Genomic DNA, 14,142 nt, shown 5'->3' with positions numbered 1-14,142 from the left:
GAGGTCAGCGTCTGTTGTTCAGGTTCAGTGAGAGGGGCAACGAAGCGTTTTTCCATGGTTCTGTCCGTGTCAGAAATCCTGGCATGGATATTACACGAAAACTTTAGATCAGGTACTTATCATATTATTCCACTTATTTAAAACAAAAGAATTCAAAACAAGCGGAGATGCCCGTAAATAATGTTTTCATCGAAACCAGTATACTCTGCCAACAACTCTGGCTCCAATAGCTTAATACTATTCCTACTCTTCCTAATCAGCTTTTTTTGCTCTAAAGAAGTCATGCATCTGCTAACATGAACGCTGGTAATACCTAACAGTTCACCTACTACCTCTTGAGTAATAGGAAAAGAAAATACATTTGAATCAATCAGTTTTTTAAAATTATACCTTGCATATATTTCAAGTAAAAAATGCGCAACGCGCTCTTCAGCCTTATGGTGAGTACAACTTCTAAGCCTTTCAATAGTAATATTGTCATTCACCATAATATAAGAAACGACAGCTCTTTTTATATCTGCATTTTCTTTAAATGAATCATGCACTTCGTTAACAGAAACCTTATCTAACTGACAGTTCTGCAACCCCAATATTGTAATATCATGATTATCGAAAAAACTTTCTCGCAATCCAACAATATCGCCCGGCATGTAGACATTACATATATCTTGCCCATGACTTTTAAAAGTATGACACAAGCTTACCCAGCCTTGTTTTACAATAAATATTTCTGCCCTTCCCTGGCACAAAGAGTATAGCTTTTGATTCCTTTTTAACTCCATACTTTTAACATTAACACTCGACAAATGATCTATAGATTCAGATCCAATCTCTGCATAATGGCTGAGTATATTACCAAGATTAACTTCCTTGGCTTGCAAGCCTGTCACGCTGGGCAACTGAGCATAATGATCGCTCCCTTTAAAAACTTCACTGTGCACATCAAATGCGTTGCTCATTTTCTCTACACTCCCTTGTAGTTAGACAAAACCTGATTTATAAAAAAATCCTTACAATCTACGTACATATAAAGAGTTAATCGAGAGGTAGAATAATAGTTAACACCTCGCGTTTCCACAAGCTTAGCCAACATTTTTAAAGGCCATTTATTAACATACATTAATAGAAAGCACACAAAATATTAGCAGGCTAATAAAAATAGTAATATAGGGTTAGGGATTGTTAATACAAGTAAGAGTTGATGTTTATTAAATATAAAAACAACCGAGTCGTTTATAACATATGTTATTGATGCAAAAAGAAATGATCTTGAAGCTCTATGGTTCCTTATGCACTCTTTATACCGAATTAGTGCTTAGTTAGATCATTATTTTATTGCTACTTTTAACTTTCAAGGACGTCATCATGAAAAGGAATATTTTCATAGTAGCTTTAGAAGATAAGCAGAAAGCCATGCTTGAAACGTTGCGCCAGTCAAAAGAGCTGGAGATACACGGCCTGCTCACGGTCGATACAGCGGTTGAAGCAAAACAGTTCTCTTTTAATGAAGTACTGGAAGCCGCAAGAGAGCAACTTGCTAGTTTTCCAGGCACTGTAGACGCTATTATTGCACAATGGGACTTTCCTACCAGTGTTTTAGTACCCATTCTATGCAAAGAGTATGGAATTCCCTCACCTTCTGTGACCAGTGTTTTAAAGTGCGAGCATAAACTCTGGAGCCGAATAGAGCAGCAAAAAGTTATTCCAGAAGTCGTGCCTCGCTTTTGCGGCGTTGACCCCTTCGCAGAATCGCCATTTGATCAAGTCACCTTGAACTACCCCTTCTGGATTAAGCCTGTAAAAGCTTTCTCCTCTCACCTCGGCTTTAAAATTGAAAATTTCGAGCAGTTTGAAGCAGCGATAGAAGAGATAAGAGAAAATATTAACCAGCTAGGCGATCCATTTAATGAGGCGCTGGAATACGCTGATACCCCTGAAGAAATTAAGCAATTAGGTGGCAATGCTTGTATCGCAGAGGAAATCATCAGTGGTGTACAAGGTGCGCCTGAAGGCACCATGTTTCAAGGTGAATTCAATGTGCATGGCATTATTTCACAGCCAAAATCCAAACTGACAGAAACGCTGTTTGACCGCTTAGAGTATCCAAGCAATTTGCCTGAGCATGTGCATCATAAAATGATCGAGGCTTCCAGAAAATTCCTTGAACACATCGGTTACAACAATGGGTGTTTCAACGCTGAATTTATGTGGAATGAGGCAGAAGATAAGCTCTGGTTAGTAGAATTCAATACGCGCATTTCACAGTCGCATAGCGAGATATTCGTGATGGTCGATGGTATGTCGAACCACGAAGTCGCTGTTGATATTGCCCTGGGCAATCGCCCCTCTCTGCTTAATCGCCAGGGCGTAGCCCCTGTCGCTGCCAAGTGCTTTATTCCCTATGAACATAAGGATGGCATTGTTAGAAAAATCCCCAGCGATGTGGAGATTAACGAGATCAAATCGCTCTACCCGCACACAGAAGTGAAAATTGATGTCGAGACAGGCCAACGCTTAAGCGACTTAATGCATCAAGACAACTTTTGTTATCGGTTAGGCACGCTTTATTTGGCCGCCGACAATCACGACCAAATTGAGGAGCAGTTTGAGTACTGCTTGAAAGCTCTCAAATTTGACATCGAGCACGTAGACGAATGAGCAAATAAGAGGCGATCATGCAAATAGTAGAATCATTCCCTTATTCAGTCCGTGAAATCGAGAATGTATTCATACCCCTGCGGGACGGAAAAAGATTAGCCGCCCGCATTTGGCTGCCCGAGCAAGCGGATACTTCACCGCTACCGGCCATCATGGAATATATTCCTTACCGAAAGCGGGATATCACACGCGCAAGAGACGCGACCAACCATGCTTATTTAGCAGGCAATGGCTATGTTTGTGTACGTGTTGATATGCGCGGCAGTGGCGATTCAGATGGCGTGCTGACGGATGAATATACTCAGCAGGAGCAACAAGACGCCGTTGATGCTATTGAATGGATCGCCAAGCAGGCGTGGTGCAATGGCAAAGTAGGCATGATGGGCATCTCGTGGGGCGGCTTTAATAGCTTGCAAGTGGCGGCCAAACAGCCCGCCGCGCTTAAAGCCATTATCAGCCTTTGCGCCAGCGACGACCTTTACGCGGACAATATGCACTATATGGGCGGCTGCTTGCTGGGCGATAACTTATCTGAAGCAACCGTTATGTTTGCTTTTAATGCGTTGCCACCTGACCCAGAGATTGTCGGCGCTGACTGGCGCGACATGTGGTTTGAGCGCATGGAGAAAAGTGGTTTATGGATTGATCAGTGGCTTAGGCATCAACGTCGCGACGCTTATTGGTCAACCAGCTCGGTATGTGAATATTACTCCGCTATCCAGTGTCCGGTTTACGCCATCGGTGGGTGGGCCGATGGCTTTACCAATACCGTCTTTAGGTTAATGGAACACCTTGAGGTGCCACGTAAGGGGCTTATTGGCCCTTGGGGCCATAAATATCCCCACCAAGGGCTGCCAGGGCCAGCAATAGGCTTTTTACAAGAAGCCCTGCGCTGGTGGGATTATTGGTTGAAAGATGAGCCAAACGGGATCATGGATGAACCGATGCTACGTGCCTGGCAACAGGATAGCGTGCCTCCCGATAACTCTTATGATGATAGGCCTGGCCGCTGGATAGGCGAGCGCCAATGGCCAAGTAATAATATCCAAGAGCGCAGTTACGCTTTATTGCCGTACCAGCTAATCGCTGAATCCCAAAGCCAGCAAGCGCTTAGTGACGCTCATGAATACGCTTCAATGGAATTACAGTCACCGCTTAGCGTGGGGCTGGAAGCGGGCAAATGGTGCTCTTACTCTGCCACCCCGGACCTTCCTGGCGACCAACGAGAAGAGGATGGCGGCTCGCTTATTTTTAGCAGCCCAAGCTTAACCGAACCTCTCTGCATCTTCGGCATGCCTGAATTAACGTTAGAGGTATCAAGTGACAAGCCCCAGGCAATGTTGGCAGTTCGCCTTTCAGACGTAGCCCCTGACGGCAAGGCAACACGGGTTTCCTATGGGTTACTGAACCTTACCCATCGGGATGGCGACTCACACCCAGAACCGCTTGAGCCGCATCGGCGCTACCGCGTTACCATTCCGCTAAACGGTATCGCTCAGCAATTTCCAGCGGGTCACCAAGTAAGGGTGTCTGTCTCCACCTCTTATTGGCCTCTCGCATGGCTGCCGCCTGAGCCTGCCAAGGTCACTGTTCATTTAGAAAACTGTCAGCTAACGCTTCCCGTTAGGGAGCCACAAACGAACGATGCCGACCTCTCCCCTTTTGATACACCACAATCGGCACCTCCACTTGATACCACGTTACTGGAACCTAGCGAACATAACTGGCTGTTGCATCGCGACCTGGCAAGCAAAGCGTCCACGCTTGAGGTGATTAACAACCAAGGCCGTTTTCGTATTAATGATATAGGTACCGAAATACATCGCAGCGCCAGCGAGTATTACCGCACCGTTGATGATGATTTCACTTCCGCCCGGGGTGAAACATTCACAGAATCCTGTTTTAAGAGAGGCGACTGGAATACCGAAGTGTACACAAGGACCACGCTAAGCTGCACGACGGAAAATTTCATTGTCCATGCCCAGTTGGATGCTTACGAAAATGAGCATCGCGTGTTTTCTAAAAACTGGGAAAGTGTGATTCCCCGAGACAATGTATGAATTTAAAAGCTGATATTTAAAAGCTGATATTTAAAAACTAATATTTAAAAGCTAATAGCCAGGCTCACAAGCCGTTGCTTTCCCACCTCGCCGCCCGATTACATCCTTAAAGGGCGGCGTAATTTTTTAAGCCTATTCAGTGAGCGTTTCAAGATACGCCGCTATATCCCTGGCGTCCTGCTCCGTGACCTCCAGGTCTGGCATCGCAATAAGAGGGTCTACTTGGCTGGGATGACGAAGCCAACGCACCCTATTATCGTTGTTATTGGAAAGCACCCCTGCGATGTAGCAGCGCTCTCTCATTCCCGCCAAAGCTGGACCAACATCGGCTTGTGGCCCAACTAACCCTGGAATCCGCTGGCAGGCAATACAGGCATAACCCTACATCGCTAGGCGCCCTCGTTCGGCATTGGGAAAAGTGACGCCTATCGCCAACCACCGTTTGTTACCGCGATTGACCCCCGGGCCAGCGGCATCCATGGTGATACAGCTCAGTAATAGCAGCCCCAAGTTAATGCTGGGCCATAACAGCGACGGCGTCTCACCCGAGGGCAGCCAAGCTTCGGCATGCGCAGCCAGATACAGGTAGCTGATCGGGAAAGTTTTTCTGTAGTGTCTATCCTTACCACTGTACTGCTATTTAGGAGGTGTAATGGGGGAGTTCGACAGTAGCCTTGCTTTTCTGCTGCCTTGGGAATTCTCCCCTAGCTGGACTCTCGCCTGCCTGGCTGGCGCAGGTCTCTATGTCCGCGGCCTGCTTCATCGGCGGCGCTGTGGTCTGCATGAAGGATTCTGGCGCCCTTTCGCCTTTTTCTTGGGTATCGTGGCTATTTATACGGTGTCTCAGACACATTTCGATTATTTAGCGCAGTACATGTTTTTCGTCCACCGCGGCCAGCATCTAGTGCTTCATCATTTAGCGCCGTTTCTGATCGCCTTGTCGGCCCCGCTGGCAATACTCACCGCAGGTATACCGCATCGGGTGAGAAATTTGCCAACGGTTACTTTCGCTGCGCAGATGCTCAAGCCCGGTTATCGACTTTTGCAGCAACCGGTAATCGCTCCACTGCTGTTCGTGGGCCTGATTTACTTCTGGTTAATTCCCCAGGTTCATTTCGACGCGATGCTGAGTCATCGTCTCTACCAGTTGATGAACTGGAGCATGCTGGTTGATGGGCTACTCTTCTGGTGGTTAATACTCGATTCCCGGTCGCCCGCAAGTGGCGGGCTCAGCTATGGCGTACGCATTACCCTGTTGCTTGCCGTGGTGCCGCCCCAGATGTTGCTGGGCGCCTACCTCACCTTCAGCCATAACGTGCTGTTTGACGTGTATGCCGTTTGTGGCCGTGCCTGGCCACTGGCACCATTAACGGACCAGCGGCTCGGCGGCCTGATCACCTGGATCCCAGCGACCATGATGAGTGTGCTGGCGGTGTTGATCATTATCGGTCGTTTGCTTGGTAAACGTTCGACCATGTATCGCTATGGGTAACGCTATGTATAAGACAGGATGTAAAACCGCGCTGTTGTCAGGGATGCTATGGCTGGTCGGCTGTTCTGACCCAAGCTGGCAAACCAAGGATATTTCCGAGCTTATGCCACCATTGGAGTTCGAGCTAGTCGATGAAGAAGCCCGCTCGGTCACTGAAGCCGACTATGCCGGTGATGTCACCCTGCTCTTCTTCGGATTTACTCATTGCCCGCATATTTGCCCCACCACCCTGGCGAATCTGGCAGCGATTTCGCAGGAATTGGGGGAAGAAGCCCAAAACGACTTGCGAGTACTGTTTGTGTCTGTCGACCCTGAGCGCGACGACCCCGCCACGTTGCGAGAGTATACCGACGCATTCGGCCCTGAGTTCACCGGTTTGACCGGTGATGAAGAGGCTTTACAGGCTCTGACGCGCCGCTACCGCGTGACGTACGGTTATGGTGAGAAAGACGATGCTGGCAATTACGATGTATCGCACTCCAACGCTGTCTTCGCTTTCGGCCGTGATGGCGACGCTCAGCTACTGATTCGCGAAGATGACCCTAAAGAGGCTGTGATGGCCGACCTGAGCCGCCTTCTGACGCATTGACTCGGCTGGCATAAAAAAACCCCAGCATTATAGCTGGGGAATGGGCTTTGCTCTGATGGGAGAAAGAGCAAATAAAACTATGTCTCAAAAGCTATGTTTCAAAAACCATGCCTCAAAAGCTAGGCCTTAGCAAAGGCTAGGTCTTAGCGCGCAAATCGTCATCCTTATCACGCTCTAAAAATTGCTGAGTAGTATCGTCCAAGTGCTTACTCAGCCAATCGGCCATGGCTATTTCTTCCTGAAGAATCTCTTTACAGACTTGGGAGACCTCAGGTTGTGACGCCATATCAGCCGCTTTGATAATGGCTTTATAACTCGCTATCTCAAAATTTTCGAATGCGAAACTCGCAATACCGCCTTTAACCACCTCATCTTCAGCCATCATGCCACCAACCGCCTGGCCAAATGCGGTTAACTCAGCGCCCATATCTTTAAAAGATGACGTATTAGCGCCTAACAGCGTTAAACAGTGTTCCAGCTTTTTCGATTGATTCACTGTCTCTTCAATATGTTCTTCAATGCGCTGCTGCAACTGTGGGTAATGCTCTAAACGATGCGCTTGAGATTGAAGCATTTTCTCCGCTTGCTTCTCCATAGCGTGCGCATCTCGCAGCCAATCTACTAAGTGCTTGCTTTCCATTGCAGACTCTCCTTATGACACCAACGTTAGCATACGACTCCTAAACTCAAAGTTGCTCTTTTTGAGCACCTGAGCCCGGCTTTGCTTTACCTAAAGTTGGTTCCTGACCTTCAGGCGCAGGTTGATTAACTACTGAATACTCACTCTTACCATCCAACGAAGGTCCTTCAGCCCACCGACCTTTCGGCGCTTCTTTGTCGAGCAGAGTATTAAGGTAGTAGTAGGAGTGTTGCATATTCTCATGATCTTCAGGCGTCGAGTTGGGGATAGGCAACTGCGATTTCATGCCGCCCAACTCCTCAATGACCGCCAGCCACTGCTGCTGGTGATACGTATCACGGGCAATCAGGAAAGATAGGAAATCTTTCATGCCATGATCGTCTGTCCAGTTATAGAGACGTGAGGCAAGAACTCGGCCACCCGCTTCTGCTGTGGCGTTGGCTAGCATATCTGCCCCAATATTACCGGTCGCGTATACGTGGCTCATATCAAACGGCACACCATTGGAGTTGACCGGCATCGCGGACAGGCCAGAAGATAACAAATGGCGTGGATTGGCACCGCCTAGAATGGCATTCATGACAGGGTCTTTAGCAGTGGCTTCCTGATAAGAAACAGGTGCCCCCTCTAAATTAAGCGCAACCGCGTGCCCCAACATCTCGATATGCGATAACTCTTCTGTCGCCGTCGACATCAGCATATCGCGAATGCGGTCATCACCGCGCGCGCCCATCGCTTGGAAGAAATACTGCATCGCAACGCGTATTTCGCCTTCGATACCACCAATGGCCTGCTGAAGCAGCATCGCAAACTCAGGGTTTGGCTTATCGACTTTCACTGGATACTGCAATTTACCGGAATGATGAAACATAGGTTGCACTCCTTGTAGGTAAACTGTCAGGAATTCCTTCCCCTGACAGTGTGCTTAAGGCTCTTCCTTAAGTAGCTGGGTAGCTTCCAATGCGATTACCATTAAGGGTTCCTTCCCTTGTTGGTAAACTTCCGCTCATCCTTGAGCACTTTCATTGCGTCCTTTGCCTGGGCTGCTAGGAAACGCCGTCCTTGGCATGCAACTTACAGCTTATCTTTAAGCAACTTTTTTGCTTCCTGAGCAATGTCATCGTATTGGCGTGCTACTCGATCAAAAAACGCCTTGGCTTCTTGATCCGAACTGCTTTCGGCATCGCGAGAAAACTGTGAACAAAGATTAGCGCCTTGCGAAGCGTGATATAGCGTACTCACCATATCAAAATCTTTATCCTTAATCGGATTACTCATAGCGATCTCCTGCGACAGTCGCGAACTTAACGCGAACTTAACTAAATCACCTCATTAAAGAGAAGTGGTTAGCTCTGTCCATTACCGCCATGGCTGTTCTTCCCGCCTTTCTTGCCAGCTTCTGAAGCGCGTTCTGGGTCGTTAGCGAAGTTACCTCCGCTTTCTTGGCCACCTTTATGACCAATGTCCTCATAAAATTCTTGGCTATGGGAGTCAGCAGTCGCATCCCCGCCCTTCTTACCGGCTTTAGAAGCGCGCTCAGGGTCGTTGGCAAAATTTCCGCCGCTTACCTGACCACCTTTGTGGCCTGCTTCTTCACGTGACATTCCTTGATCTTTACGTTTATCAACCATGATAAAGCTCCTTTAGTGGAACAATTAAAACCTTTCGTCTTAATCACTCGCCTTTTCTAACCGAGCACTATGGAGAATAGTCACCAAGCTGAACACTTCAAGCCATCTGAATCTTGAGCCGCCTTTTTTAATTTTTGTCAAAAAGACCGCTTAATATAAGTCAAACATAAGTGCCATCAACCACTTTAAAAACAATTATTTAAAGATAAAAAATATTTAATAACATACGTTATGAACCGGCTATTTAGCAGCAAATCTAATTATTTATTGTTTTTTAGCTTTATAATAGCGTTACTGAAAGGGTGTCTACCCCCCCCCCTTGATCAATAACCGGAAAGCCACAACTGCTTCTGTCAGCTCACTGATGTAAGAGATTAAACGCTTCCCTTTAGGGAGCATGGCAGGGAGCAGCTTAGGGAGCATGGCAGGGAGCAGCGGATAGCAACAAAATCGTAAAAAATCTTCTACTTATGTTAAAAATAACTTTTACTTACCCAGCAACTGGACGTCACACCCACCTAATGCCTACAGTATTTTAGGTATGTTTTCATGCTCGCAACTTGTATCTAGCTCACCTTAAATATGTGTAATGGTTGGTTTAAAGGATTGAACAATAACGCCTATTTCTTTGGCTGAGCCTGTTGACTAACAGAGCACATTTACCACTATATTGGCTGTGTAGTTTGTGCCAGCTTATAGAGAAAATTTTGACGTTTATGTAAAGCCGTAAGTAGCAGCATCGTTTCCTTTCTGCCTGTTACCACCGCCAAAGAAGGCCCCTTAATTTCAAACATTTTTTAATAACAGTTACCTAAACTAACCACCGCGGTGTGAGATAGGAGGTCAGGGATGACACAAGAAGTCAGCGACTTCATCATTGATAGGCTGAAACAGTGGAAGGTATCGCACATTTTCGGCTATTCCGGCGACGGCAATAATGGACTCATGGGCGCGCTCAATCGCGCTGACGACTCGATTACCTTTGTACAGCCTCGGCATGAGGAAATGGCAGCGTTCATGGCGTGTGGCTATGCAAAATATACCGGCGAGGTGGGCGTTTGCATGGCGACCTCTGGGCCGGGGGCGATCCATCTACTTAACGGCCTTTACGACGCTAAAAAAGATCACGTACCGGTCGTCGCTATCGTAGGCCAGCAGGCCCGCACAGCGTTAGGGGGTGAATACCAGCAAGAAGTGGACTTGGTCTCTTTATTTAAGGATGTGGCAGGTGATTTTGTACACCTGGCGACTAGCCCTGGGCAAGTTCGACATCTAATTGATCGTGCCATGCGCATCGCCGCCGGTGAACGCACCGTTACCGCTATTGTGGTTCCTAACGATTTACAGTCCCAAAAAGCTGTTGAGACGCCTGCACACGCCCACGGCACAGTTCACTCAGGCGTTGGTTATACGTCAGCAGCTGTCATGCCTGATGAACAGTCCCTTGCCCATGCCGCAGACGTATTAAATGCTGGCAAGCGGGTCGCCATTTTGATCGGCGCGGGGGCCAGAGGCGCTGAAAAAGAAGTAGAAGAAGTGGCGAACCTTCTTGGCGCGGGTGTTGCTAAAGCCCTGCTTGGACGGGATGTACTACCCGATGACTTACCTTACGTCACGGGGTCGATTGGACTGTTAGGCACCAACCCCAGTTGGACCCTAATGTCTGAGTGCGACACCTTATTAATGATTGGTTCAAGCTTTCCCTATTCGGAGTTTTTACCCCAAGAGGGACAAGCAAGCGGTGTACAGATAGATATTGAACCCCGCATGCTCAGCATGCGCTACCCAATGGACGTTAACCTCACCGGCGATACGCGCAGCACGCTTCAGGCGCTCATACCGCTTCTGAAGCATAAAAGTGATCGAGATTGGCGGCAGGCTATTGAAGCAGCCGTCGCTGAATGGTGGGAGTTATTGCGTGAACGCGCCATGAGCGACGCAAACCCCATCAATCCTCAACGCGTATTTTGGGAAGCATCCCCGCGCTTGCCAGACCGCTGCTTACTCAGTTGTGACTCCGGCTCGGCAACCAATTGGTACGCCCGCGACCTTAAGTTTCGCACGGGTATGCGCGGCTCGGTTTCCGGCGGCCTGGCAACCATGGGAAACGCGGTACCTTACGCCATAGCAGCCAAATTTGCTTATCCTGAGCGTGTTTCGATCGCGTTTGTGGGCGACGGTGCCATGCAAATGAGCGGCAATGCTGAACTGCTCACTATTGGTAAATACTGGAGACGCTGGGAAGATCCACGGCTCATTGTGATCGTTCTTAATAACCGCGATCTTAACCAGGTCACTTGGGAGATGCGTGTCCAGGATGGCGACCCTAAATATGAAGCATCGCAGGACTTGCCTGCCTTTTCCTACGCACAGTATGCAGAACTGGTTGGCTTGAAAGGCATTGAAGTAACCGATCCAGAGCAGATTGGTAGTGCCTGGGATCAGGCCATTGCCAATAACTGCCCCACCGTTATTGATTTTCATACAGATCCTGACATTCCCCCTATCCCTCCTCATATTTCCAAACAGCAGGCAAAGGCCTATATGTCAGCAATGCTGCATGGGGACCCTGATGCACTAGAAACCGTTAAAGCGTCCTTAAAGCAGTTTTCCAAAAGCTTTATTGCTAAAGCGCCTCGCCTCGGGAGGCATTAATGGGCCGCAATGATGAGCCGCCGCTGGCGAGCTGGGAGTGTACGTATCCATTAGCACGCAGTGGTTATCCTTATATTTCGGCGCAATGTGAGCGGTTAGGAACAAACCTCTTCCGCTCACGCTTAATGTTTAAAAAAACACTGTTTATGCGGGGCGAAGAGGCCGCCGAGCTCTTTTACGATGATGCACGTTTCAGCCGTGAGAATGCGGCGCCCACACGGTTGAAAAAGACGCTGTTTGGTGAAGGGGGAATCCAAGGGCTGGAAGGAGAAGCGCATCATCAACGCAAAGCCCTGTTTCTTTCATTAATGTCCCAGTCGCGCATTGATGAACTCATGCAGCTTGTCGAGCAGCATTGGCAATTGCGCCTCAATTATTGGGAGGCGCAAGCATCGATCACCCTGCTTGATGAACTTCATCACATTTTATGCCGGGCAGCCTGCGCTTGGTGCGGTATTCCGCTACACAATGTAGATGCTCCAGAGATGGCCGAGCAATTAGTACTCATGATTGAAGGCGGCGCTGCTATCGGGCCCAAGCATTGGGCAAGCCGCCGGGCACGGCGTCAAACTGAAAATGCGTTACTAGACTTAATCAAGCAGTACCGACAAGGGCTGCATGAAGTCGACCCCGTATTACCATTCGCTACGTTTGTTGATTTTCGTGATGCCCAGGGCAAGCCTCTACCCAATCGCATTGTTGCCGTGGAGTTGCTTAATATAATCCGACCCATCGTGGCTGTGGCAAGGTACATGGTGTTTGCCGTATTGGCGATTCATGAGCACCCGGACTGTTATGAAAAACTCAAGCACCAAGGGTCAAGCCATTATCGTCGGCACTTCATTCAAGAGGTCAGGCGTTATTACCCTTTCTTTCCATTTCTAGCCGCTCGCGTTAACGCTGACTTTACTTGGCAAGGCTATCGCTTTAAGCGCGGTCGGCAAGCGATTCTTGATCTCTACGGTACCAATCATGACGCCCAGCGCTGGGAAGCACCCGACCAGTTCTATCCTGAACGTTTCGAGCAGGAAAAGGTTGATGTGCATCGCTTTGCAATGATTCCTCAAGGCGGTAGCGATCATGCTACTCAGCATCGCTGCCCCGGTGAGTGGATCACACTGGCACTGATCGACTTGGCAATTGAGAAATTCATTCACCAGCTTCGCTATGACGTACCGTGCCAGGATCTTACGGTCGATCTCAATGTAATACCGGCTCGCCCACGAAGCGGCTTTATCATTTCTAATATTCACTCTATTAATTCTTCTCAGCCCAGCGCTGAGGAAGAGCACTTTTAAGGCATTGTTTTTTTTAATAACGCAGGAGAAAAGCCATGAATCATCAATCAACCGACAAAAAGAGTAACGAAACCAAAAAAGCAGAACAGCTCATCGACAAGGACATTCCCGATGTCGATGAAAATACTGACCATAAGAGCTCTCACCATCAAGAACCCAAACCCTTTCGGCCAGACGAGAATGTGGATAATCAGAAAGCTGAGGAGTCTCCATCATCACCAGGTCATAACACTTCTATTAAGGAAACACCTATCCCGGGTGCCCAACTGACTAAGGAGAAAAAAAAGCATAAAGACAATATTGATCAAAAATCAGCCAAGGCCGATCCAAAAGGTAGTGAATAGCATAAATGATAGCGTGCTATTGATGCGTTTAGGCCACTATTATTAAATTTAATTTTGCGAGGAAGTTACCGTGAAAAATCTAGTTTACGATGATAAACAGCAGCTTATAGGGCACTTTGTTAAAGATAAATATCTGAAACGGGTAGCGCTTGAAGCAAGCGATGGGAATACGTACAGCATTCCTACCCAGGAATTAACCCGCCAAGATGACCACTGGATACTGGCCAAGCCGTTGAGTGAGTATGTAAAGCTGTCTACTTATCAAAAACAACAGGAGCATGTCGATGAGCTGAGCGATGAAAGCTTTCCTGCAAGCGATCCACCGGATTTCACATTAGGAAGAAATGGACTTAATCAATAGGCAGGGAATACTAGTTTAAATTGACTGCTAGAAAGCATTTTGTGCTGATTCAATTAAATAAAATGAAGCCAATTGCTTAGTCTAGCAGTTATTTTTAGCTAATGTGATTAGTTAACAACGGGACCAACATGCCACCTATTATCACAAGCTACTGCTTTGCTAGTTAATCAATGCTGGCCAATTTCGCCATTACCAGGGAGCACGCAAATGCATACCAAAAAAGATCAGAACTCTTTTTGGTCTAAGCGCGCACTCTTATTCATTGTATTAGGGATATTACCTGCGTTGGCCCTGCTAGCCCGGATTTCTCACAGGGTATAAAAGAAAGCGGCTGAAAGTGCTATGATTTCAAGAACCTAACCAATCCATCAAGCACCAACAGCCGCTTCCAAAATGGTACCTGAAAAGCTGACC

At 47.7% G+C, this 14,142-nt stretch carries 13 protein-coding genes; 8 read left to right on the top strand and 5 right to left on the bottom strand.

Annotated features, from left to right (window positions below; translation table 11 throughout):
• Positions 1-152: 152 nt before the first annotated feature.
• Positions 153-959 carry a Crp/Fnr family transcriptional regulator gene (locus HUO07_RS20840; RefSeq protein ID WP_176305057.1) on the bottom strand — a complete coding sequence of 269 codons (807 nt, stop codon included), beginning with the start codon at positions 957-959 and terminating at the stop codon, positions 153-155.
• Positions 960-1,365: 406 nt separating this feature from the next.
• Between HUO07_RS20840 and HUO07_RS20835 the strand changes: the two genes are divergently transcribed.
• From HUO07_RS20835 to HUO07_RS20815, 4 genes are all read left to right on the top strand, one after another.
• On the top strand, positions 1,366-2,658 hold the full coding sequence (locus tag HUO07_RS20835) for an ATP-grasp domain-containing protein (RefSeq protein ID WP_176305056.1): 1,293 nt from the start codon (positions 1,366-1,368) through the stop codon (positions 2,656-2,658).
• 17 nt (positions 2,659-2,675) lie between these two features.
• The gene (locus HUO07_RS20830; RefSeq protein ID WP_176305055.1) at positions 2,676-4,718 is read left to right on the top strand and encodes a CocE/NonD family hydrolase; all 2,043 of its coding nucleotides are present in this window, start codon (positions 2,676-2,678) and stop codon (positions 4,716-4,718) included.
• A gap of 652 nt (positions 4,719-5,370) precedes the next feature.
• The gene (locus HUO07_RS20820; protein WP_176305054.1) at positions 5,371-6,210 is read left to right on the top strand and encodes a cytochrome c oxidase assembly protein; all 840 of its coding nucleotides are present in this window, start codon (positions 5,371-5,373) and stop codon (positions 6,208-6,210) included.
• 4 nt (positions 6,211-6,214) lie between these two features.
• Complete coding sequence (locus HUO07_RS20815; RefSeq protein ID WP_246286928.1) at positions 6,215-6,799, top strand: SCO family protein; 585 nt, start codon at positions 6,215-6,217, stop codon at positions 6,797-6,799.
• 136 nt (positions 6,800-6,935) lie between these two features.
• Here the strand turns inward: HUO07_RS20815 and HUO07_RS20810 are convergent, their stop codons facing one another.
• The 4 genes from HUO07_RS20810 to HUO07_RS20795 form a co-directional block, all read right to left on the bottom strand.
• Positions 6,936-7,439, bottom strand: coding sequence for a ferritin-like domain-containing protein (locus HUO07_RS20810; RefSeq protein ID WP_176305053.1), 504 nt, complete (start codon positions 7,437-7,439; stop codon positions 6,936-6,938).
• A gap of 46 nt (positions 7,440-7,485) precedes the next feature.
• Positions 7,486-8,310: a manganese catalase family protein gene (locus HUO07_RS20805; protein WP_176305052.1), complete on the bottom strand. Its 825-nt coding sequence runs from the start codon at positions 8,308-8,310 to the stop codon at positions 7,486-7,488.
• A gap of 203 nt (positions 8,311-8,513) precedes the next feature.
• Complete coding sequence (locus tag HUO07_RS20800; protein ID WP_176305051.1) at positions 8,514-8,717, bottom strand: hypothetical protein; 204 nt, start codon at positions 8,715-8,717, stop codon at positions 8,514-8,516.
• 68 nt (positions 8,718-8,785) lie between these two features.
• Complete coding sequence (locus HUO07_RS20795; RefSeq protein WP_176305050.1) at positions 8,786-9,070, bottom strand: con-10 family general stress protein; 285 nt, start codon at positions 9,068-9,070, stop codon at positions 8,786-8,788.
• Between the two features lie 849 nt (positions 9,071-9,919).
• On the opposite strand from HUO07_RS20795, the gene HUO07_RS20790 reads away from it, so the two are divergent.
• The 4 genes from HUO07_RS20790 to HUO07_RS20775 all read left to right on the top strand — a co-directional run bounded on the left by HUO07_RS20790 (position 9,920) and on the right by HUO07_RS20775 (position 13,728).
• Positions 9,920-11,725, top strand: a complete 1,806-nt coding sequence (locus HUO07_RS20790) for a thiamine pyrophosphate-requiring protein (RefSeq protein WP_176305049.1) — start codon at positions 9,920-9,922, stop codon at positions 11,723-11,725.
• Positions 11,725-13,023 carry a cytochrome P450 gene (locus tag HUO07_RS20785; RefSeq protein ID WP_176305048.1) on the top strand — a complete coding sequence of 433 codons (1,299 nt, stop codon included), beginning with the start codon at positions 11,725-11,727 and terminating at the stop codon, positions 13,021-13,023. Before HUO07_RS20790 ends, HUO07_RS20785 begins: the two co-directional genes overlap by 1 nt.
• A 35-nt stretch (positions 13,024-13,058) precedes the next feature.
• Positions 13,059-13,367, top strand: coding sequence for a hypothetical protein (locus HUO07_RS20780; RefSeq protein WP_176305047.1), 309 nt, complete (start codon positions 13,059-13,061; stop codon positions 13,365-13,367).
• A gap of 70 nt (positions 13,368-13,437) precedes the next feature.
• Entirely contained in the window at positions 13,438-13,728 is a 291-nt protein-coding gene (locus HUO07_RS20775) for a hypothetical protein (RefSeq protein WP_176305046.1), read from the top strand.
• The last annotated feature ends 414 nt before the right edge of the window (positions 13,729-14,142 follow it).

It is taken from the genome of Vreelandella maris (assembly GCF_013371085.1).
GTDB lineage: Bacteria > Pseudomonadota > Gammaproteobacteria > Pseudomonadales > Halomonadaceae > Vreelandella > Vreelandella maris.
Note: the sequence above shows the minus strand (reverse complement) of the source record. Positions and strands in the feature narration are given on the sequence as shown.

Excerpts from the sequence above, each read along its gene's own strand:
- HUO07_RS20830 (WP_176305055.1), top strand. The coding sequence starts at position 2,676 with ATGCAAATAGTAGAATCATTCCCTTATTCAGTCCGTGAAATCGAGAAT.
- HUO07_RS20790 (WP_176305049.1), top strand. The coding sequence starts at position 9,920 with ATGACACAAGAAGTCAGCGACTTCATCATTGATAGGCTGAAACAGTGG.
- HUO07_RS20810 (WP_176305053.1), bottom strand. The coding sequence starts at position 7,439 with ATGGAAAGCAAGCACTTAGTAGATTGGCTGCGAGATGCGCACGCTATG.
- HUO07_RS20800 (WP_176305051.1), bottom strand. The coding sequence starts at position 8,717 with ATGAGTAATCCGATTAAGGATAAAGATTTTGATATGGTGAGTACGCTA.
- HUO07_RS20815 (WP_246286928.1), top strand. The coding sequence starts at position 6,215 with ATGTATAAGACAGGATGTAAAACCGCGCTGTTGTCAGGGATGCTATGG.
- HUO07_RS20795 (WP_176305050.1), bottom strand. The coding sequence starts at position 9,070 with ATGGTTGATAAACGTAAAGATCAAGGAATGTCACGTGAAGAAGCAGGC.
- HUO07_RS20780 (WP_176305047.1), top strand. The coding sequence starts at position 13,059 with ATGAATCATCAATCAACCGACAAAAAGAGTAACGAAACCAAAAAAGCA.
- HUO07_RS20805 (WP_176305052.1), bottom strand. The coding sequence starts at position 8,310 with ATGTTTCATCATTCCGGTAAATTGCAGTATCCAGTGAAAGTCGATAAG.
- HUO07_RS20835 (WP_176305056.1), top strand. The coding sequence starts at position 1,366 with ATGAAAAGGAATATTTTCATAGTAGCTTTAGAAGATAAGCAGAAAGCC.
- HUO07_RS20785 (WP_176305048.1), top strand. The coding sequence starts at position 11,725 with ATGGGCCGCAATGATGAGCCGCCGCTGGCGAGCTGGGAGTGTACGTAT.
- HUO07_RS20820 (WP_176305054.1), top strand. The coding sequence starts at position 5,371 with ATGGGGGAGTTCGACAGTAGCCTTGCTTTTCTGCTGCCTTGGGAATTC.
- HUO07_RS20840 (WP_176305057.1), bottom strand. The coding sequence starts at position 959 with ATGAGCAACGCATTTGATGTGCACAGTGAAGTTTTTAAAGGGAGCGAT.